Origin of the sequence: Paenarthrobacter sp. AB444, from assembly GCF_028736865.1 — a bacterium.
Classification (GTDB): Bacteria; Actinomycetota; Actinomycetes; order Actinomycetales; family Micrococcaceae; genus Arthrobacter; species Arthrobacter nicotinovorans_B.
On record NZ_JAQZBY010000003.1, the window covers coordinates 137,632 to 156,966 of the forward strand.

Here is a 19,335-nt window from a genome sequence, read left to right on the forward strand (position 1 = left end):
GGGTCCGTGACTTACTATCAAATTGCTAGTGAAGCGAGCTTTACGCTTATCGAAGGAACATCGGATGGATACGGAAGGCCACGCAAGGGGCTATTGGTACGGAAAAGACCCTGGACAGAAGGCCATCGCCATCGATGTCCTGAACGCACTGAGGGATTACCGGGCCTCCGAACAAGCGATGCGCCGCCGGACACGTTCCTCCATGGGGATGGGCGAGAAAGACTTGCTGGCACTGCGGTACCTGTTTGAGGCAGAAGCTGCCGGCAAGGTAATGAAGCCGAAGGACTTGGGAGACAAGCTCGGGATAACGTCGGCATCCATGACAACGTTGATCGACCGGTTGGTGGAGTCAGGCCATATCCGGCGGGAGCCGCATCCCACGGACCGCCGTGCACTGATTCTGAAGGCGACGCCGGGGTCGGACCAGGAAGTGCGCCACACCTTGGGCGGGATGCACCGCCGGATGCTCGAAGCTGCCTCTGCCCTGAGCCCCGACGAGTCCCGGGTCGTGGTGGACTTCCTCCTGCACATGCGGGAGGCGATGGACACCATTGATGAGGATCCCGAGGAGCCGGCCGGCTCATGACGTGAGGCTCCAGTGCAGGATCAGGATGAGCGTCACCAGGAATCCTGAACCGTAGTTGAGCCAGATGAACCGCCGCCATGCGGTGTTGGTGCGCGCCGCCGTCGTATCCGTCACGTTCCAGTACGGCACGCAGTTGACGATGTACGGTACGGCGATAACCGCCGCGAGCGGCCCGGGCCAGGGGGTCGCCAGCATGGCCAGGCCGGCTACCAGCCACAGCACGACGGCGAGCCGCACCGTTCGGCGGGCACCGATGACTGTCGCTACGGATCCGATGCCGGCCTGCCGGTCGGGTTCGATGTCCTGGACGGCGCCGAAAGCATGTGCGGCCATTCCCCACAGGAAAAACGCGGCCAGCAGGATGATGAGTCCGGGCGTCACCTCGGCGCCGGCAATCGCAAGACCGACGACGGCGGGACTTACGAAGTGCGTACTGGACGTCACTGAGTCCAAGACCGGGCGTTCCTTGAAGCGGAGTCCGGCCATGGAGTATGCCACCACCGCGAAAGCGCTCACCAGCAACGGCAGCCACGCCGACGGGCCTCCCGCGAGCGCCAGCACCAGCAGGAACGGAATGTTGGTGATGGCGGCGAGCCACAGCATGGGCCGGTGGAGCCGTGGTTGGAGCAAGGCGCCTTCGATGCCGCCTTTGCGTGGGTTTTTCAGGTCGGATTCGTAGTCGAAGACGTCGTTGATGCCGTACATGGCCAGGTTGTACGGGATCAGGAAGTAGAACGTTCCCACCACCAGAACCCAGTCGATCTCGCGGGTGGTCAGCAGCATGGCCGCGGCGAACGGATAGGCCGTGTTGATCCAGCTGACGGGGCGTGATGCGAGCAGCGCCTGGGGAATGAGGCCCTTGAGCCTGGGCTCCGCGTGACGGCGCTCGCTGCCGCCGCTCGCACGTCGTCGGGTCAGCCACATCCATAGGCCAGGGAGTGCCACCACGCCGGCCAGCGGATAGGCAAAGTCCTCAATAGGTGCCAGGCCCACCGTGATACCCACGAGGTGGGAGGTGTCGTAGTGGAAGAGCTCCATGCCGATCATGACGGAGTCGAACACCGCAGTCAGGACAGCGAGTGCCGCGAAAGCCAGGCCCACGGCTTGCCAATGCCGCCGGGATTCACCGCGGCCTGACGCATGACCGGCGAAAGCCAGCCCCGCCACCACTGCCGCGGCCACGAAGAGGAGTGCGAGCCAAAGGTAGGTCATGCGTTTTCACGCTCCCTCTCGCGACGCTTTCCCGGCACAGGGGACAGGAGCCGCCGGGCACCGGTGTACAGCACCATGGTGCACAGGGTCAGGAAAAGCAGAAATACGGGTTCCTCGATGGGCAGCTCCGGAGCAAGCAGGATACCCGTGGCGATGTTCCCTTCTCCGCGGAGGAAGATCCCCAGCCCGATGCCGGCCGCGTCCCAGCCGAGGAAAAACAACAGCCCGACGGCGGTTACGGTCGCCGCTGCTTTTGCGTCGTGCCAGAAAAACAGCCGGAATCTGTGGTCGAGCAGCAGCATGCAGGTGATGCCGAGCAACAACGAAACCAGGTAAAGGACACCCATCAGCCAATCCTGCTGGCTACGGGCCTGACGCTGACAGGGCCGGTGCTGTGGTCGCCGCGGATTCTTTTCAGGACCAGCTCGGCACTGATCAGGCACATGGGTACGCCGACACCCGGAGCGGTAGTGGCTCCCGCGTAGTAGAGCCCTTGCACGCGCTTTGAGGCATTCTGTGCCCGGAACATGGCGCTTTGTCCCAGGGTGTGTGCCGGTCCCAGCATTCCGCCGCGCCAGGAGTTGTAGTCCCGGGCAAAGTCGGCTGGACCGATCGTGTGCCGGACAACGATCCGTTCGCGAAGGTCGGGGATGTTGGCCCACTCGGCGATCTGCCCGATGGCGGCGTCGGCGGTTCGTTCGATGAGGATGTCGCCGGTTCCGTCCGGGCCGCCGGAACCGAGTGCCGGATCGGCTGGGACCGGGACCAGGACAAAGAGATTCTCATGGCCGGCGGGAGCCACCGCGGAATCTGTGGCGCTGGGTTTGCAGACGTAAATCGACGCAGGATCGGGAATGCTGGTTTCCGCTCCGAAGATGGAAGCGAAGTTCGCTTCCCAATCCCGGGTGAAGAACAGTGAATGGTGCGGCAGTTCCGGGAGTTTGCCCTTGACTCCCAGCATCACCAGGACGGCGCCCGGTCCGCTGGTGCGCCGCTGCCACCAGGAATTGGGGTAGCTGCGGTCCCGCACGCCCAGAAGCTGGGTTTCGGTGTGGTGCAGGTCGGCGCCGGAGACCACCAGGTCCGCCACGCTGTAGTGCTCATTCCCCGAGGTATCGCGCCACGCCACCCCGGTCACTTCGCGGTGGTCCTTGCCGGAGAGGGCCACGGGAAGCTTCACGCCGTCAAAACGGCCCACTTTTTTGGTCCTCGTGGTTTCGCGGGTGGTGATCTTGAGGGCTTCGGCACCGGTGTGGATCCGGACGCCTGCCTGGAGAGCCAGGGCCTCAAGGCGGTTGACGAGTTCCCGGAAACCTCCCATGGGGTACTGCACGCCGTCACCCAGGTCCAAGGCACTCATGAGGTGGTACATTGCCGGCGCGTCCGAGGGGCTGGTGCCCAGGAAAACGGCCGGGTAGCCCAGTACTTGCCGCAGGACCGGATGCTCGAAGCGATGGGCCACGTACTTGTCCAAGGGAGTCAGGAGAAGTTGCGCCAGTTTGGGCAGGCTCCGCAGCACCTCGGGCTGGAGCAGGGCTTGGAGCTTGGTGAAAGGGTTGTAGAGGAAAAAGCGCTCGGCCATCTCTGTGGTGTGCCGTGCCGATGCCAAGTAGGCGGAGAGCTCCTTGGCGCTTCCAGGCTCCACTTTTTCGAACGTCGCCAGAACCTGTTCGCTGCCCAAGGGGACGGTCAACGGCTCCGGCCGGCCGTCGTCGTCCGGTTCGCTGAAGACGCGGTAGGCGGGATTGAGGGTGTGCAGGTCCAGCTGTTCGGCGGTGCTGGTGCCCAGGAGCTCGAAGAAGTGGTCGAAAACGCCCGGCATGAGGTACCAGGAGGGGCCGGTATCGAAGCGGAAACCGTTGCGTTCGAGGCTTCCGGCCCGGCCGCCCACTTCGCTGCGCTGCTCCAGGAGTTGGACCTCGTGTCCTTCGTGGGCGAGCAATGCGGCGGTGGCAAGCCCAGCGATGCCACCGCCGATTACGACTGTCCGTTTCATCGGTGCAGCTCCATCCAGGTTGAGGCGACGGCCCGTGCGGCGAGACCGGCTTTTACCGTGTCGGGGACACGGACCCGGGAACGGTAGAGCTCGTCCACGGTGGTCTGTTCGATCTTGTCGGTCAGGGCAGTGAACAGCGAAAGGGCGCTGCGGACAGCTGCCCGGGCATCACGTGGCAGGAGCGGGATGACGGCGTTGGCATCGGCCAGCTGGGCCCTGATGGTGCGCACCCATTCCATGCGGTCCTGGTCCTCCAGATGCTCCGAGGTGCCCAGGTAGTTCCGGCCGAGGCGGGTGGTGTCATCGGCCAGGTCACGAAGGAAATTGATGTTCTGGAAAGCAGCCCCCAAGCGGCTTGCGCCGTACTGCAGCGCCGCGGCGTCGCCGGCGTCGATGTTTTCATCCCGTATGAACACGCGCAGGCACATCAAGCCCACCACTTCGGCGGAACCGTGGACGTAACCTTGGTGCGCATCGGCGTCGAAGCGCAGGGGAGCGGCGGGGGCGGAAGAGCGCTCGCCGAGGTCGGTGCGCATCGATTCGAAGAACGGATCGATCAGGGAACCGTCGATCCGGGCCGTCCGGGCGGTCTGTGCGAACGCATGGATGATGAGGTCGCTGCTGTAACCAAGTTTCACGGCGCGGTGGGTCTCGTCAATGAAGTGCGACAGTGCGTCGCATTGTTCCTGGTAACTGAGTCCCGCCTCGGCAGTGACGCCGTCGACGAGTTCGTCGGCAACACGCACCAGGGCGTAGATGTTGCGCACATGTTGGCGGTGCCGCGGCCCCAGCAGTTTGCAGGCAAGGCCGAACGATGTGGAGTAGGCCGCAATAACCTGGTTGGCGGCCCGCTCGGCAGTCCGGGTGAAATGGCTAAAAGAGGTGTCCATGGTGACGCTCATGACTGCCGTCCTTCCAGTTGCCCGGCAAGATCCAGCAAGACCCGGCACACGCCCGGCGGAATGTTGCTGTCCAGGAGGTCGGTAAAGGCCTGCATCTGTTCCCGGATGAGTCCGTTAACGAAGGTCTCGGCCCCGCAGTCGGCCAGTTGGCGGCGGACACGCTCGCACTCGGCGCCATTGAGTTCGGGCCTGCCGAAGAATGGTTCAATCTCCACCCACGAGGCAGTGGTGCGGGCATGGGCGATGATCGCGGTTTCCTTGCCCTCGCGCAGATCGGAAAAGGGATCCTTGCCGTGCCGGCGGGGATCCCCGAACGTTGACAGGAGGTCGTCCTGGAGCTGGAACGCCAGGCCCAGATGGCGGCCGGCGGTTGCGAGCGCATTTTCGACGGCGAAGTCGGCACCTGCCAGCGCTGCGGCGGCCCGCAAGGGAAGCTCAAAGGTGTAGGTGGCCGTCTTGTAGCCGCACATGACGAGGATGGTTTCGAGCTGGGGGTCGATGATGCCGTCACCCAGGCCGACGTCCAGCTGCTCACCGGCCACGGTTTCGTTGATGGTGTGTTCCAGGAGGTCCAGTAGGCGCAACCTGAGCGCGTGGGGGAGGTCTGCCCTGGCGAAGGCTTGGTGGGTGGCCGCGAGGAGCATGTCTCCCATGAGGATGCCGCCGGTTTGGGCCCAGTGGAGGTCGCTGCCTTCACGGGTTCCCTCGACGCTGTTTCGGGGAAGAGCCTGGGCTTCTGCGAGGAGGGAGCCGATGAGGTTGGGGTGTCCGCGCCGGACGAGGTCGCCGTCGATCACGTCGTCGTGCAGCAGGAAGGAGTAGTGGAGGAGTTCGACCGCGGCCGCAATGCTGATCGCGGTTTCGCGGTGGTTGGTCCCGGGTTGCCGGAGGGCGTCAAAAGTTTCCATCAACAGCAGCGGGCGGACGAATTTTCCACCCAGGACGTTGTTGCCGGCGAGTTCCCAGAGCCTGGTGAAGTGGGGGCCATAGGCGGTGGCTGCGCTGGCGCGCTTTCCAATGAGGCCACTTAACTCATTTTCGATCGCGGTGCACAGCTCGGTGCGGCTGCGTAAAGCGCCGGAGGTGACGGTCATGCTTTTGCTCCGGTCCCGGGCTGGAGTACCCGTGCCTCAAGGAGTTGCGGGAACTGCAGGCCAAGCCATGGACTGAAGACAGACGGGCTTCGCTGCAGGGACGTGGCCACCAATGCCGGGGACATCCAGGCCCAGTCGGCCACTTCGGCAGGGTTGGGATTCACCTCGCCGCCGATCTTGGCGATGTAGACCGGGCAGATTTCGTTCTCCACAATGCCCGTGGGGTCGACGGCCCTGTATCGGAAGTGGGGCAGGGCGAGTTCAATCCTGTTGGCATCCACTCCCAGTTCGAAGCGTGCACGGCGCGTCACCGCGTCCAGGGGATCTTCGCCTGGGCCGGGGTGGCCGCAGAAGCTGTTGGTCCAGATTCCGGGCCAGGTCTTCTTTTCCGGCGAACGGCGGGTCAGGAGGATTTCGCCGTCGTCGTTGAGGAGGTAGCAGGAAAACGCGAGGTGGAGTGGCGTTTCGCGGGTGTGCACCCGGGCTTTGGGGGCCTCGCCGATGGGCCTGCCGGCGTCGTCAAGGAGTACCACCATCTCTGTCGCGTTCATCCTGCGCCTTCCTCCCGATGCTGATATTGCTAGACAAGCTAGAAGAAAGGCTACCATGTAAGAAGTTGGGTGTAACATACTCAGCATGTCCAGTCCTGAAGAAATGCCGGAGCCTTCCGGCTTCCCGGCGCCGGCCGGGATCTATCACCTGGACGCGAACGATCCCCATCACCAATTGGTTGACCGAGCCGGTCTTTCGGACGCCGATGTCCGGCAGATCAGCGCACTTATGGCCTCGCTGGGAAGGCTCCGCGATGCCGAACAGCGGCTCGCCGATGCTTCCCTCCGTTACATGAAGTTGAACCAGTCCGACATGCGCGCACTGCATTACCTCATTGTCTGCGCCAACCAGGGCGTCATCGCCACCCCTGGAGCGATAGCCTCCCACCTGAATATTTCGACGGCGTCCACCACCAAGCTGCTCGACCGGCTCGAACGCGCGGGCCACGTCGCCAGGCGCGCGCACCCGTCCGACCGCAGGGCCCTGGCTATCGCCATAACCCCGGAAACCCACGCCGCGGCCATGCGGACGGTAGGCAAGCAGCAGGCCGGGCGGTTCCTGGCGGCCGCCCGACTCGCCCCGGAGGAGCGCGAGGTCGTGACGCGGTTCCTGGATGACATGGCGGGGGAGATCGACGTCGGAGACGCGTCCTGGGCTGCGACCTCCGGCTAGCGACCCTGCGGTTTAGGTCAGAAGTGTGAGCCAGCTGACATTTTTCTCTGTAAGATTCGAGGCAAGGCCCGCATGCGGCGGGCGGCAGTTGTCTGGCTTGACCAGCGGGGGACACACAAAAGGAATAATTGATGGCTCAAGAAGCGGGCTCTCTTTCACCGGATAATGACGCGCACGGCAGTAAACAGGAGGGCCCGGGGGAGATGCCCTTCGCGGACGAAATGACCATGCGGGCTCAGGTCCTGGACATCATCGAGTCCATTCTTGAGGACGCCGAACCACGCAGCGAGGGAGCCAGGAACAGGCTTCGTGAGCTGCTCGAGGCCCGTCCGGATGATCCCGAGGGAGCCCTGCTGCAGCACTTGCTGCTCACCCGCAAGGCAACACAGCCTGCAGCTGCAGTCCCGGTGCAGCTTGAGCACGCCAACCTCCACCTGGAATCGTCCGATGCTTCGAAGACGGTCCTGGTTCCCGTCAGCCACGACGTCCGTGCCGGCATTCAATCCGTCCTGGCAGACAAGCTTCTCTTGACCGCTTTCCAGCCCGTCCATTCCCTTCCCCAGGGCGAGCCGATCGGCGTCGAGGCCTTGACCCGGTTCATTGGTGAGGACGGGGCCGGTGCCGACGTCTGGTTCAGCGAAGCCGCCGCTGCGGGACTGGGAACCGAGCTTGAGATAGCTGCACTGCATTGCGCGCTGATGGCCGCGCACGACGTCCCGGAAAACATGTTCGTCGCGCTGAACCTGACCCCGGCCACCTCACGCGATCCCCGGGTGCGGAACCTGCTTGCGGCTGCTGCCCTGGCCCCGGAAAGAATTATTGTTGAATTGACCGGTGGCCTTGAAGCGATCGCGGCCCAACCGGACGGTGAAGGCCTCGAACAGCTGCGTGCCCTGGGGCTGCGGGTTTCGATCAGTGCCTCGGGCGCTGCCCTGGTTTCGTTGGACAGCATTGAGCAACTCCGACCCGACATCATCAAGCTGGACCGCCACCTGATCGAAGGAATCGCAAGCAACGAGGGCCAGAAGCTGCGTGCCCGTGCCATCGTGGCGCTGGCCCGCGAGATCGGTGCGGACGTCCACGCGCAGGGCATCGAAACGGCCGAGGAACTCCAGGAAGTCACGTCCCTGGGCATTACCGCTGCGCAGGGCTACTTGCTGGGACGCCCGTCGGTCCATCCGCTGGACTGGTCGGCCTGGAGCGTCCGCGCGCAGACGGAACCTCAGCGCGCGGGCTGACTATCGGCCTAACGACGACGCCGGTCCTCGCCAGGGCGGCGCCCCACCTGCGCGGGTCCTCGCCTGTGCGGCGCTTATCCGGGCTTGTGATGGGTACGGTATCCCTATGGCTGCATCCCGGGAAAAGGCGGACACCGGTTCCACCCTGCTGACCGTCATCATTGCCTTCGCGGCGAACACCTTGGTTGCCGCCGCCAAATCCGTGGCGGCCGCACTCACGGGATCTGCGTCCATGACTGCCGAGGCCGCGCACTCCTGGGCGGACACCGGAAACCAGGTGTTCCTCTTCATGGCCGAGCGCCGATCACAACGTCCCCGGGATAAGGGCCACCCCATGGGATATGGGCGCGAAGCCTATGTCTGGTCCATGTTCGCGGCCTTCGGGCTGTTCACCGCAGGGGCCGTGGTCTCCATCATGCACGGGATCCAGCAGATCATTGATCCGGAGCCGGCATCGGACTTCCTGATTGCCTATCTGGTGCTGGCCGTGGCCTTTGTCCTGGAAGGTTTTTCCTTCGTCCAGGCCTTCCGCCAGACCCGGAAGGCGGCCAGGGAGTTGGAACGCAGAACCTTGGAGCAGGTTTTGGTCAGCTCCGATCCGACGCTGCGCGCGGTTTTCGCCGAGGACGCCGCCGCGCTGGTTGGCCTGGTCATCGCCTTTATCGGAGTGTTCCTCCACCAGGTCACGGGATCGCCGGTCCCGGACGCTGTCGGCTCGATCGTGGTTGGCGTCCTATTGGCGGTTGTTGCCGTGGTGCTGATCGACCGCAACCGACGGTTCCTGGTGGGCCAGGGGGTTACCCCGGACATCGAACGTTCCATGGGCCGGCAGTTGCTGGAGCACAAGGACATCGCCCGGCTCACGTACCTGCATCTGGAGTTCGTCGGCCCCCGCAAGCTCTACCTCGTGGCAGCTGTGGATCTCCAGGGCGACCATCCGGAACATGAGGTCGCCGTCGTGCTGCGCAGGATCGAGAGCGAGCTGGAGGGACATCAAACCGTGGAGGAGGCAGTGTTGACGCTGGCCACCCCGGATGAAGTGTCGCTGAAGCTATAGCGCTGTTTCAGGAACCGCTACGACGCCGTCTCCATCAACCGTTGCATCTGCTCGCCGGCGTCACTCCCGGGTGCCGGGGTGTAGACCACGATATGCAGGTCTGGCCGGTCCGACGGCGACACCTGGTGGTGCTCGAGCTGCAGCACTCCCACGGCCGGATGATGGAAGAGCCGTTCACGGGATTCGAAGCCGAGGATGTCATAGCGGTCCCAGCTCTCCTGGAACTCCGGGCTGGCCTCCTTGAGCCGTTCCACTTGGTAGGCGACGTCCGGATCACCCAGGCGTTGCCCTGTTTCGGCCCGGAATTCGGCGAGGAACCTTTTGCTGGTGACATCCCAGTCCGGCAGCAGGTCCCGGACATAGGGGTCCGTGAACACCAGCCACAAAAGGTTCCTGTCGGCGGCGTCGAACGTTCCGATGTTTGGATACAGCGCCTCATAGGCGCGGTTCCACCCTGCCACGCCCCAGTCAGGGGAAAGAGCGTAGGAAGGGTTGGGGTCCAGAGCGTCCAGCAGGCGCTGCACGTGGGCGGGCGCATCAGCGGCCACGGGCCCCTTGGGCAACGCTGAGGAGTAGCCACCCAACGAGAGCACGTAGCCCAATCCTGTATCGGAGAGGTGCAAGGCGCGGGCGACCGATTCCAGGACCTGCCGGGAGGGGCTGATATCGCGGCCCTGCTCCAGCCAGGTGTACCAGGTAACGCTGACCCCGGAGAGAAAGGCGACCTCCTCCCGTCGGAGCCCACGCTCGCGGGAGCGCCCCACAGGAGGGAGCCCGTAGTCCGAGCGCAGTGCCTGGTTCCGGCGGGTCCTGAGGTAGAGTCCCAGTTCCTTGCGCCTCTCGTCCTTCACGCTGACAACACTATTACTCTGGTACTTTCAGTACTAGTAGCGACACCGTCTTCCCGGGACCCGCCACGACAAGCAGGATGGTACTCATGCCTGCACTTCGCTCTAAAACAGTTACCCATGGCCGCAACATGGCCGGCGCCCGCGCACTGCTGCGCGCCTCCGGCGTCGCCAACTCCGATATCGGCAAGCCGATCATCGCCGTGGCCAACTCCTTCACTGAGTTCGTCCCCGGCCACACGCACCTGGCACCCGTGGGCAGGATCGTCTCCGACGCGATCCTTGCTGCCGGAGCCGTGCCGCGCGAGTTCAACACCATTGCCGTGGACGACGGCATCGCCATGGGCCACTCAGGCATGCTCTATTCGCTGCCCTCCCGCGACCTGATCGCGGACTCTGTTGAGTACATGGTCAACGCACACTGCGCGGACGCCCTGGTCTGCATCTCCAACTGCGACAAGATCACCCCCGGCATGCTCATGGCCGCGCTGCGCCTGAACATCCCGGTGGTGTTCGTTTCCGGTGGTCCCATGGAGGCCGGCCGCGTGACCCTGACCGACGGGTCCGTGCGCTCCCTTGACCTGGTGAACGCCATTGCCGATGCCGTGGACGAATCGATCTCCGATGAAGACATCAACCTCATCGAAGAGAACGCCTGCCCCACGTGTGGTTCCTGTTCCGGCATGTTTACGGCCAACTCCATGAACTGCCTTGCCGAGGCCATTGGCCTGGCCCTGCCGGGCAACGGCTCGGTGCTCGCCACGCACACCGCCCGCAAGGCGCTCTACGAGAAGGCCGGCGCCACCATCGTCGACCTCGTCAAGCGCTATTACGACGGCGACGACGACTCCGTACTGCCGCGCTCCATCGCCACCGCAGAGGCCTTCGACAACGCCATGGCGCTCGACATCTCCATGGGCGGCTCAACCAACACCATCCTGCACCTGCTGGCAGCGGCCCAGGAAGCAGGCGTGGACTACGGCCTGGCCGAGATGGACGCCAAGTCCCGCCAGGTGCCGTGCCTTGCCAAGGTGGCTCCGAACGTCGCCGGAAACAAGACCTACTACATGGAGGATGTGCACCGCGCCGGTGGCATCCCGGCACTGCTCGGTGAGCTGAACCGCGGCGGCCTCCTGCACAAGAACGTCCACTCGGTGCACTCCAACGACCTCGACGGATGGCTGGATGACTGGGACATCCGCGGCGGCAAGGCCACCGAGGAAGCCCAGGCCCTGTGGCACGCCGCTCCCGGTGGCGTCCGGTCTTCCACGGCTTTCTCGCAGTCGAACGTGTGGACCTCCCTGGACACCGACGCCGAGGGTGGCTGCATCCGCTCCGTGGAGCACGCCTTCTCCAAGGACGGCGGCCTTGCCGTGCTGCGCGGCAACATCGCCGTGGACGGTGCCGTGGTGAAGACCGCAGGCGTGGACGAGTCCATCTGGAAGTTCGAAGGGCCCGCCATTGTGTGCGAGTCGCAGGACGAGGCCGTTGAAATGATCCTGAACAAGACCGTCAAGGAAGGCGACGTAGTGGTCATCCGCTATGAAGGCCCCCGTGGCGGTCCGGGCATGCAGGAAATGCTCTACCCGACGTCCTTCCTCAAGGGCCGTGGCCTGGGCAAGAAGTGCGCCCTCATCACGGACGGCCGCTTCTCCGGCGGCACTTCCGGCCTGTCTATCGGCCACATCTCACCGGAGGCTGCCTCCGGTGGCGAGATCGCCCTGGTGGAGAACGGCGACATCATCAGCATCGACATCACCCAGCGTTCGCTGGAGCTGAAGGTCTCCGAGGAGATCCTGGCCGAGCGCCGCGAGAAGCTCCTGGTCAACGGCGGCTACAAGCCCAAGAACCGCGACCGCCAGGTGTCCCCGGCGCTGCGCGCCTACGCTGCCATGGCATTGTCCGCTGACAAGGGCGCCGTTCGCGACGTCTCCCTGGTGGAGAACCTCTAGTACCGGAAAGCCCCTAGCTCCGGAGTTTCGTCTCACCCTCGGCATAGCTGTCCAGCAGTTTGCGTGCATGCTCCCCGAGGGGACCCTCCTGGGACAGGGCGGACCTCATGCCCTCAAGCTTCTCCTCTCCTGCCGGGAAGGGGGGAAGCAGGGGGATGTTGGGGTCCGTCCTGACCTCCAGGATCACGGGCCGGTCAGCAGTAAGCGCGAAGTCCCAGGCCTCGCCAAGTTTGCCGGGGTCCTCCACGCGCACCCCGGCCAAGCCCAGCAATTCGCCATAGGCGGCGAAGGGGAAATCAGGGAGCTCCTGGCTGGCGGGGAAGCGCGGTTCGGCCTCGGTTTCGCGCTGCTCCCAGGAGACCTCGGCCAAGTCACGGTTGTTGAAGACGCACACTACGAACCGTGGATCCGCCCAGCTCCGCCAGCGATGCGCCACGGTGATCAGCTCCGCCACTCCCAGCATCTGCATGCCGCCGTCGCCTGCCAATGCCACGAGTGGCCGCTCGGGGTGGGCGAGCTTGGCGGCAAGGCCGTACGGAATGGCGCAGCCCATGCTGGCGAGCGTTCCGCTGAGGTGGGCAGGGACTCCCGGCGGGAGGATCAATTGGCGTGCGTACCAGTAAACGCAACTGCCGACGTCGATACTCAGCTGGGCATCATCGGGGAGCCTTCCGCTGAGCTCGCGGACCACCAACTCCGGGTTTACCGGCTCGGCAGGAAGGTTGGCGCGTTCCTCTGAAAGGTGCCGCCAGGCGCTGACCTGCGTTTCGACGTCGGAACGCCACTGGGCGCGCTGGCTTTCCTTCTCCTGCTGCTTGGCATCGAGGCGGACGGACAACTGTTGCAGGGTTTCCGCTGCGTCGCCCACCAGGCCCAGCTCCACCGGGTAGCGGTTGGCGATCTTGCGTCCGTCGATGTCGATCTGGACCGCCCTGGGCTGTCCCGGTTTGGGGTAGAACTCGGTCCAGGGGTCATTGGATCCGATGATCAGCAGGGTGTCGCAGTTCTCCAGGAGATACGCGCTGGCCGTGGTGCCGAGATGGCCCATGGTGCCGACGGCGAAGGGGAGGGTTTCGTCCACATAGGGTTTGCCGAGCAGGCTGGTGGTGACGCCGGCGTTGAGCTTTTCTGCCAGCTGAATCACTTCGTCCTGGGCTTTCCTTGCGCCCTGGCCAACGAAGAAGGCAATCCGCTCACCTTGGGAGAGGATTTCGACGGCGGCCTCCAGTTCTTCCTCGCGGGGCATCACTCGGGAGGGGTGCCACACGGGGGCTGTCACCACGATGCCGTGTTCGGGTTCGAGCTCCGGGGCTTCGGCGGTCTGCAGGTCATGCGGGACGATGACGACGCACGGTGTGCGGGTTTCGAGGGCTGTGCGGAAGGCCCGGTCGATCAGCATCGGAACCTGCTCCGCGGAGCTGGCCAGTTGCGCGAACTGGGCGGCAACGTCCTTGAAGAGCGTGAGCAGGTCGATTTCCTGCATGTAGGCCGAACCCAGCACGGTCCGGCTCTGTTGTCCGATGATCGCGACTACTGGAACGCCGTCCATTTTCGCGTCGTAGAGCCCGTTGAGCAGGTGGACTGCGCCCGGGCCCTGGGTGGAGGTGACCACGCCGACGCCCCCGGTGTACTTCCCGTGGCCCACGGCCATGAATGCCGCAGCTTCCTCGTGCCGGGCTTGGACGAACTCCACCTCGCCTTCGGTGCGGCGCAGGGCTCCCATGAAGCCGTTGATGCCATCGCCGCTGTAGCCGAACACTCGGTTAACGTCCCAAGCCTTGAGCCGTTCCACGATCAGATCCGAAACCGTTCGCTGAGTCATGTCCCCATAGTAAGCATACTGATGGATTTGCGGCAGGTGCGAGCCGGCGGTCAGGCGTAGACGAACTCCAGGAGCTGCACAATCGAGGGGCACTCCCGCGGGGGATCCTTCCTGAGCCACGCGGCGTACACGGGGAGCGTTGGAGCGTCCCTGACCGGGCGATAAACGACGCCGCGCCGGCGGTATTGGTGAGCTGTGGACTCGGCCGTGACCCCGCGCGCGGAGCCACTGCCAATGACCGTCAACCAATCGTCGATGTCACTGATGGAAATCACTTCCTGTGGCCGTATCTCCGCGGGCCAGAGCTCAAGGGTGGTGCTTCCGGTGCGCATATCCATTGCCACCGGACCCGCGGCAATCTGGGCCAGGCCGACGCTCCGCCGTGAGGCCAGGGGGTCGTCTGCGGAGAGGGCGCAGTAGCGCTTTTCCTCGCCGATCCGGACATGTTCGACGCCGGTCGCCACCGGAAGGCGACGAAGGATGGCAAGGTCTGTGGTTCCGTCCAGCAGTCCGCCGCTGGGTGTGTTGGAGCGGACAAGTTGCAACTCCGTGGCGGGGAAGCGTTCCCGCCACTGGCGCTGGAACGCGGTGGTGTGCTCACCCAGCGCTGACCAGGCGTAGCCGATCCGCACCAGTCCGGCGTCGCCGCGGGCTTCGCGTTCAAGTTCTGACAGCAGCGCCAGGATCCGCCGGGCCTTCGCGAGTGCTCGCTCACCGGCCGGGGTCAGTTTGACCATGCGCGTTGTCCGCTCCAGCAGCGTAGCGCCGATGGCCTGCTCAAGGGCTGCGATGTTGCGTGAAACGGCTGCTTGCGACAAACGCAGGGCGATGGCGGCATCCGTAAATGTCCCCTCATCAACTACTGCTGCCAAGCACCGCAACTGCCGCACTTCCACATCCATGTGGTCCATCTTATTCATGCATTTTGCGTATAAATAGGGCCATTCATGCATTTAGCGAATGATTCTCTACGGCGCAGACTCTCACCATGAACAGAAGCGCAGCGGCGGGCGGAACCGCCACTCTGGTGGCCAGTGCTCTCTCCAACCAACTAGGAGCGGCGACAGGATCCCTGGCGTTTCCCGTGATGGGGCCGGTGGGCGTGGTGGCCGTCCGCCAGCTCGTGGCAGCAGCCGTCCTGCTTCCGACCGTGCGACCCAAGCTGCGCGATCTGAGCTGGCAGCAATGGTGGCCCGTGCTCCTGTTGGCGCTCTCTTTCGGAACCATGAACATCGGACTGTATGCCTCCATCCAGAGGATCGGCCTGGGCCTTGCTGTGACCCTGGAGTTTTTGGGACCCCTGGCTGTGGCCCTGATCAGCTCGAGGCAAAAGGCGGGTGCCGTCTGTGCCATCGCCGCCGCTGCCGGCGTAGTGCTCATTACCCGCCCCGAAGCCTCCACCGACTTCGTGGGCATTGGCTTCGGCCTGATGGCAGCATGCAGTTGGGCTGCCTACATTCTCCTCAACCGGGTGGTGGGCCGTCGCATCCAAGGCATCCAGGGCACGGCTGCCGCTTCGGGGGTGTCGGCGACGCTCTTCCTGCCTGTCGCCGTCGTCGTTTTCCTGAGCCGGCCAGTGGACGGCCTGGCGGTCCTGTGCGCCGTGGGGGCGGGCGTCCTGGCCTCGGTTCTGCCTTACGTGGCGGACCTGATTGCCCTGCGGCGTGTCCCGGCGAGCCTCTTCGGCATCCTGATGAGCGTCAATCCCGTGTTCGCCGCGGTCATCGGAGCGCTGGTGCTGGGGCAGGAGCTGGAGTGGATGCAGTGGGCGGGAATTGCTTTGATCGTGGCCGCCAACGCCGGGGTGTTGCTGTTGGGTCGGCGGTAGGGGCTCGGCCATGAAGAGGCGTGGCCAGGAAGGGAGCTTGGCTACGAGGGCGCGTCACCCGAGGATCCCCGAACTTGCAGTTGCGAGGGCACTTGGTGAAGCCTTCCGGGCAATTCCGGTGCGGCAAGGCGCTCCAGGATGAACTTTCCGGCCTCGACGCCCACAGCCAGGTTGCCGTTGTCCACGGAGGTCAGGGAGAGGTGCCGGATCTTGGCCAGGTAGGTGTTGTCGTAGCCCACGAGTGAGAGGTCTTCGGGCACGGACAGGCCAAGGTCGTCGGCCGCGGACAGTGCGCCGATGCAGGCGATGTCGTTGTAGGCAAAGATCGCGGTTGGCCTGTCTTTTCCGGACAAGAGCCGACTGGCGGCGGCGTAGGCGCTTTCCTCGCTCACGCCGCCGGACACCACGACCGGCTCGAGTCCGGCGTCGCGCATGGTCCGTTCGAACGATTCCCGCCGGATTCTGCCTACCTCGGCAGGGCCTTGCAGGTGTGCGATCCTCCGGTGCCCGAGTGCAAGGAGGTGTTCGGTGGCCTGGCGCGCACCGGCGTCGTCATCATTGACGACTATATCGACGCCGGGCAGCACCGGCTCCCGCGTTCCGGCCAGGACCACCGGGATGCCCTGGGCGGCCTTCTCAATCGCGGCAGACTCCGTGGTAGTTCCGACCACCACGAGTCCGTCAATCCGCTGCTCCAGCAGGGTCTCCACGGAACTGCGGCCTACCCGGTTGTCGGTGTAGGAGTCCGCCAGGACCGGTGAGACCCCCGCTGCATGCAGTGATGCCGTGAGCCCTTCCAGCAGCTCCACGAACCAGGGATTGCGGATGTCGTTGAGCATCACCCCGATGGTTCCGCTTCTCGGGCCGGAAAGGCGCTGGGCCAGTCTGTTGGGTCGGTAGCCCAATTGCTCCATGGCTTCCAGGACGGCCCGACGGCGGCTCTCACTCACGTTCGGCGAGCCCTGAAGGACCAGAGAGACCAAGGATTTGGAGACCCCCGCAGCGCTCGCGACGTCGCGGATGGTGGGCTTGGTGGGCTGCGCTTTCGGCACGTCGGTCACTGTGCTGCTTTCCTCTTTGGCGTCCATGAGCCACCTTCCTGAGGCGCGCTGACCGGATCAATCTCCACGAAGCGGCAGAGGGCTACCACCTTCTTATCCAATTGGTGGGCTATTACCTATGTCCCGGGTGAAAGTAGGTGAAACTGGTGAAACCTCCAACATTCTAGCAATGCCTCTGAGCTCAGGCCCCTAGCGAAAAGGATTGACGTCACGGGTCTTCTGCATCCATTATGGACCGGTCCAAGTAAATTCCAAAGAGTCAATGAGGATCTTTCAATGAGTGCACCGAATTCGCGGCAATTGGTCGCCGGAATGGTCGGAGGCGGTCCAGGCGCCGACATCGGCAAGACCCACCGCTATGCCATGCGGCTGGACGGCCACTACGATCTCCGGGCCGGAATCTTCGGGCGGGATAAGAGCAGTTCCCAGGCCACCGCCGTCGAACTCGGCGTGGAACCGGACCGCAACTACGGCGACATCCAGACGATGGCCGCAGCCGAAGCCGCACGGGAGGACGGTGTGGATGTGGTGGTGGTCGCGACCCCTAACGACAGCCACTTCGAGATCGCGCGGACGTTCCTGCAAAAGGGCATCTCCGTGGTGTGCGAAAAGCCGCTGACCCGGGATTCCGCAACCGCTGCCGAGCTGGTCCGGGTTGCCGGGGAGAACAACGCAATCCTGGCTGTCCCGCACTGCTACTCGGCCTACGCCATGGTCCGCCAGGCGGCCCGGATGGTGCGCGATGGCGAGCTGGGCGCCATCCGCTTTGTCGACGTCGAGCATGCCTCCGGTTGGGCAGCAACGCCGCTCGAGAACGGGGGTCACAAACAGGCCAAGTGGCGCACGAATCCGGACATTGCCGGCTTCCCGAGCGTCGTGGGAGACCTCGGCACCCACGCCTTCCACCTGCTCCGCTACCTCACTGGCCTCGAAGCCGAGCGCCTGTCCGGCCGTCTGCAGACGTTCGTGCCGGGGCGTCGCGTTTTCGACAACGCCACCGTGGAGCTGGAACTGACAGGCAATGTTCCGGCGCGTCTGTGGGCCAGCATGGCTGCGACCGGCCACAACCACGGCCTCCGCATCCGGGTGTACGGCGAGAAGGGCAGCCTGGAGTGGCAGCACGAGGACCCGCACCACCTCACGGTCCAGGACCTCGACGGCGCCACCACCATCCTCACGCACGGGCTCAGCACCCTGCACGACGACGCGTCCCGGCTCACGCGCGTCGGCCTGGGCCACCCGGAGGGATTCCTTGAGGCCTTCGCCAACTTCTACTCGGACCTCGCCGAGGTGCTGCGCGCCCGACGCGACGGCACAGATCTGCCCGGGCGTGAACTGTCCTTCCCCACCGGCATCGACGGTTTGATCGGTGTCCAGTTCGTCGAGGCCGTCGCCGCCTCGCACCACGACGACTCGGCTTGGAAAGTCCCAGCATCCGCCTTACAGAAAGCAGTAGTCTGACATGCCCCGTTTCGCCCTTATCGGAGCCGGCTTCATCGGTTCCGTTCACGCCGCCAACCTCGCAGCCCACCCGGGGATCGACTTCCGGCTGGTGTACGACGTCGACCAGCAGCGCGCACAAGCCCTCGCCGACGCGCATGGCGCCTCGGCCGCAACGACTCTCGAGGAGGTCTTTGATCCTGAGGCGATCGACGCCGTCTTCATCGCCTCCTCCACCGATACGCACGCCGGGCACCTTCGCCGGGCAGCCGCCGTCGGAATTGCAGCCCTGTGCGAGAAGCCGATCGACCTTGACCTGGACCGGGCGCGGGAGGCCGCCGCCTTCGCGCAGGAAAGCGGCGTGCCTGTCATGGTGGACTTCAACCGCCGCTTCGACCGCGACTACGCCGAGCTCAAGCGCGTAGTGGACTCCGGCGAGATCGGCACAGTGGAACTCATCCAGCTCACGTCGCGGGGCCCGTCCATGCCGCCGTTGTCCTACATCGCTGTCTCCGGTGGGCAGATGCGCGACCAAACCGTGCACTTCTTCGACCTGGCGCGTTGGCTCTCCGGCCTGGACCCGGTGGAGGTTTTCGCCACCGGCTCGGCTTTGGCGGAGCCCGGCATCGCCAAGTACGACGACGTCGACACCTCCGCGGTCACGTTGCGGCTCCCCGGCGGGGCGTTGGTCCAGATCGACTCGGTGCGCCGCACGGGCTACGGGTATGACGAGCGGATCGAGATCATGGGGTCCGAGGGGATGGTGGAAGCCCGCCGGCACCGGAACGGGGCGGTGTCCCGGTATTCGGGGACATCCGTGGTGGACGACGGGCTCCACCCGGGCTGGTTCGAGCGTGTGCAGCCGACGTATGCCGCGGCACTCGCAGCGTTCGTGTCTTCCCTGGAAGGAGGCGCCGCCCCGGCCCCTTCCCTTGAGGACGGCCTGAAAGCCCAAGCCATTGCCGAGGCTGCCGTGCTTTCCCTCCGCTCCGGACGACTGGAACCCATCAAGTACTGAACCCAAGTAGGGGACAGCACATGTCGCACTGGGTGCTCGTAGCGACGTTTGCTGTCC

Annotated in this window: 18 protein-coding genes; 8 read left to right on the top strand and 10 right to left on the bottom strand. The window is 64.8% G+C overall.

Annotation, left to right across the window (positions count from 1 at the left end; all coding sequences use genetic code 11):
* Window positions 1-64 precede the first annotated feature (64 nt).
* Entirely contained in the window at window positions 65-586 is a 522-nt protein-coding gene (locus PQ627_RS05855) for a MarR family winged helix-turn-helix transcriptional regulator (protein WP_274259250.1), read from the top strand.
* Here the strand turns inward: PQ627_RS05855 and PQ627_RS05860 are convergent.
* Genes PQ627_RS05860 through idi form a run of 6 tightly spaced genes read right to left on the bottom strand, consistent with a single transcriptional unit; the run spans window position 581 to window position 6,341 of the window.
* Window positions 581-1,798 (bottom strand): prenyltransferase, encoded by a 1,218-nt coding sequence (locus tag PQ627_RS05860; protein WP_274259253.1) that lies wholly within the window; start codon window positions 1,796-1,798, stop codon window positions 581-583. The two genes, PQ627_RS05855 and PQ627_RS05860, sit on opposite strands and share 6 nt — an antisense overlap.
* Complete coding sequence (locus PQ627_RS05865; RefSeq protein WP_144661739.1) at window positions 1,795-2,145, bottom strand: lycopene cyclase domain-containing protein; 351 nt, start codon at window positions 2,143-2,145, stop codon at window positions 1,795-1,797. The genes PQ627_RS05860 and PQ627_RS05865 overlap by 4 nt, the downstream gene beginning before the upstream one ends.
* Entirely contained in the window at window positions 2,145-3,794 is a 1,650-nt protein-coding gene (crtI, locus tag PQ627_RS05870; RefSeq protein WP_274259255.1) for a phytoene desaturase family protein, read from the bottom strand. The genes PQ627_RS05865 and crtI overlap by 1 nt, the downstream gene beginning before the upstream one ends.
* Window positions 3,791-4,696 (bottom strand): phytoene/squalene synthase family protein, encoded by a 906-nt coding sequence (locus tag PQ627_RS05875; protein ID WP_274259257.1) that lies wholly within the window; start codon window positions 4,694-4,696, stop codon window positions 3,791-3,793. Before PQ627_RS05875 ends, crtI begins: the two co-directional genes overlap by 4 nt.
* A complete protein-coding gene (locus tag PQ627_RS05880; protein ID WP_274259259.1) occupies window positions 4,693-5,790 on the bottom strand; it encodes a polyprenyl synthetase family protein in 1,098 nt (365 codons plus the stop codon). Before PQ627_RS05880 ends, PQ627_RS05875 begins: the two co-directional genes overlap by 4 nt.
* On the bottom strand, window positions 5,787-6,341 hold the full coding sequence (idi, locus tag PQ627_RS05885) for an isopentenyl-diphosphate Delta-isomerase (RefSeq protein WP_274259261.1): 555 nt from the start codon (window positions 6,339-6,341) through the stop codon (window positions 5,787-5,789). The genes PQ627_RS05880 and idi overlap by 4 nt, the downstream gene beginning before the upstream one ends.
* An 85-nt stretch (window positions 6,342-6,426) precedes the next feature.
* Here idi and PQ627_RS05890 point away from each other — a divergent pair, with 85 nt between their 5' ends.
* From PQ627_RS05890 to PQ627_RS05900, 3 genes are all read left to right on the top strand, one after another.
* Window positions 6,427-7,014, top strand: a complete 588-nt coding sequence (locus PQ627_RS05890; protein WP_274259263.1) for a MarR family winged helix-turn-helix transcriptional regulator — start codon at window positions 6,427-6,429, stop codon at window positions 7,012-7,014.
* A gap of 131 nt (window positions 7,015-7,145) precedes the next feature.
* The gene (locus tag PQ627_RS05895; RefSeq protein WP_274259265.1) at window positions 7,146-8,252 is read left to right on the top strand and encodes an EAL domain-containing protein; all 1,107 of its coding nucleotides are present in this window, start codon (window positions 7,146-7,148) and stop codon (window positions 8,250-8,252) included.
* 106 nt (window positions 8,253-8,358) lie between these two features.
* The gene (locus tag PQ627_RS05900) at window positions 8,359-9,309 is read left to right on the top strand and encodes a cation diffusion facilitator family transporter (RefSeq protein WP_144661746.1); all 951 of its coding nucleotides are present in this window, start codon (window positions 8,359-8,361) and stop codon (window positions 9,307-9,309) included.
* A 17-nt stretch (window positions 9,310-9,326) separates the two neighbouring features.
* Here PQ627_RS05900 and PQ627_RS05905 read toward each other — a convergent pair whose 3' ends face one another.
* On the bottom strand, window positions 9,327-10,160 hold the full coding sequence (locus PQ627_RS05905) for a helix-turn-helix transcriptional regulator (protein WP_144661747.1): 834 nt from the start codon (window positions 10,158-10,160) through the stop codon (window positions 9,327-9,329).
* Window positions 10,161-10,246: 86 nt separating this feature from the next.
* Here PQ627_RS05905 and ilvD point away from each other — a divergent pair, with 86 nt between their 5' ends.
* The gene (gene ilvD, locus PQ627_RS05910) at window positions 10,247-12,109 is read left to right on the top strand and encodes a dihydroxy-acid dehydratase (protein WP_144661748.1); all 1,863 of its coding nucleotides are present in this window, start codon (window positions 10,247-10,249) and stop codon (window positions 12,107-12,109) included.
* A 13-nt stretch (window positions 12,110-12,122) separates the two neighbouring features.
* On the opposite strand, the gene PQ627_RS05915 is transcribed toward ilvD, so the two are convergent.
* Window positions 12,123-13,931, bottom strand: a complete 1,809-nt coding sequence (locus PQ627_RS05915; protein ID WP_274259266.1) for a thiamine pyrophosphate-requiring protein — start codon at window positions 13,929-13,931, stop codon at window positions 12,123-12,125.
* Between the two features lie 50 nt (window positions 13,932-13,981).
* Window positions 13,982-14,851 (bottom strand): LysR family transcriptional regulator, encoded by an 870-nt coding sequence (locus tag PQ627_RS05920; protein WP_274259267.1) that lies wholly within the window; start codon window positions 14,849-14,851, stop codon window positions 13,982-13,984.
* Between the two features lie 68 nt (window positions 14,852-14,919).
* On the opposite strand from PQ627_RS05920, the gene PQ627_RS05925 reads away from it, so the two are divergent.
* Window positions 14,920-15,759, top strand: coding sequence for an EamA family transporter (locus PQ627_RS05925; RefSeq protein ID WP_274259268.1), 840 nt, complete (start codon window positions 14,920-14,922; stop codon window positions 15,757-15,759).
* A gap of 41 nt (window positions 15,760-15,800) precedes the next feature.
* Here PQ627_RS05925 and PQ627_RS05930 read toward each other — a convergent pair whose 3' ends face one another.
* Window positions 15,801-16,847: a LacI family DNA-binding transcriptional regulator gene (locus PQ627_RS05930; protein ID WP_274259269.1), complete on the bottom strand. Its 1,047-nt coding sequence runs from the start codon at window positions 16,845-16,847 to the stop codon at window positions 15,801-15,803.
* A 249-nt stretch (window positions 16,848-17,096) separates the two neighbouring features.
* Between PQ627_RS05930 and PQ627_RS05935 the strand changes: the two genes are divergently transcribed.
* Complete coding sequence (locus tag PQ627_RS05935) at window positions 17,097-18,281, top strand: Gfo/Idh/MocA family protein (protein WP_274259270.1); 1,185 nt, start codon at window positions 17,097-17,099, stop codon at window positions 18,279-18,281.
* Window position 18,282: 1 nt separating this feature from the next.
* Window positions 18,283-19,278 (top strand): Gfo/Idh/MocA family protein, encoded by a 996-nt coding sequence (locus PQ627_RS05940; protein WP_274259271.1) that lies wholly within the window; start codon window positions 18,283-18,285, stop codon window positions 19,276-19,278.
* The last annotated feature ends 57 nt before the right edge of the window (window positions 19,279-19,335 follow it).

Excerpts from the sequence above, each read along its gene's own strand:
- PQ627_RS05880 (WP_274259259.1), bottom strand. The coding sequence starts at position 5,790 with ATGACCGTCACCTCCGGCGCTTTACGCAGCCGCACCGAGCTGTGCACC.
- PQ627_RS05940 (WP_274259271.1), top strand. The coding sequence starts at position 18,283 with ATGCCCCGTTTCGCCCTTATCGGAGCCGGCTTCATCGGTTCCGTTCAC.
- PQ627_RS05865 (WP_144661739.1), bottom strand. The coding sequence starts at position 2,145 with ATGGGTGTCCTTTACCTGGTTTCGTTGTTGCTCGGCATCACCTGCATG.
- PQ627_RS05860 (WP_274259253.1), bottom strand. The coding sequence starts at position 1,798 with ATGACCTACCTTTGGCTCGCACTCCTCTTCGTGGCCGCGGCAGTGGTG.
- PQ627_RS05895 (WP_274259265.1), top strand. The coding sequence starts at position 7,146 with ATGGCTCAAGAAGCGGGCTCTCTTTCACCGGATAATGACGCGCACGGC.
- PQ627_RS05915 (WP_274259266.1), bottom strand. The coding sequence starts at position 13,931 with ATGACTCAGCGAACGGTTTCGGATCTGATCGTGGAACGGCTCAAGGCT.
- PQ627_RS05900 (WP_144661746.1), top strand. The coding sequence starts at position 8,359 with ATGGCTGCATCCCGGGAAAAGGCGGACACCGGTTCCACCCTGCTGACC.
- PQ627_RS05935 (WP_274259270.1), top strand. The coding sequence starts at position 17,097 with ATGAGTGCACCGAATTCGCGGCAATTGGTCGCCGGAATGGTCGGAGGC.
- ilvD (WP_144661748.1), top strand. The coding sequence starts at position 10,247 with ATGCCTGCACTTCGCTCTAAAACAGTTACCCATGGCCGCAACATGGCC.
- PQ627_RS05925 (WP_274259268.1), top strand. The coding sequence starts at position 14,920 with ATGAACAGAAGCGCAGCGGCGGGCGGAACCGCCACTCTGGTGGCCAGT.
- PQ627_RS05875 (WP_274259257.1), bottom strand. The coding sequence starts at position 4,696 with ATGAGCGTCACCATGGACACCTCTTTTAGCCATTTCACCCGGACTGCC.
- PQ627_RS05930 (WP_274259269.1), bottom strand. The coding sequence starts at position 16,847 with ATGGACGCCAAAGAGGAAAGCAGCACAGTGACCGACGTGCCGAAAGCG.
- idi (WP_274259261.1), bottom strand. The coding sequence starts at position 6,341 with ATGAACGCGACAGAGATGGTGGTACTCCTTGACGACGCCGGCAGGCCC.
- PQ627_RS05890 (WP_274259263.1), top strand. The coding sequence starts at position 6,427 with ATGTCCAGTCCTGAAGAAATGCCGGAGCCTTCCGGCTTCCCGGCGCCG.
- crtI (WP_274259255.1), bottom strand. The coding sequence starts at position 3,794 with ATGAAACGGACAGTCGTAATCGGCGGTGGCATCGCTGGGCTTGCCACC.
- PQ627_RS05920 (WP_274259267.1), bottom strand. The coding sequence starts at position 14,851 with ATGAATAAGATGGACCACATGGATGTGGAAGTGCGGCAGTTGCGGTGC.
- PQ627_RS05855 (WP_274259250.1), top strand. The coding sequence starts at position 65 with ATGGATACGGAAGGCCACGCAAGGGGCTATTGGTACGGAAAAGACCCT.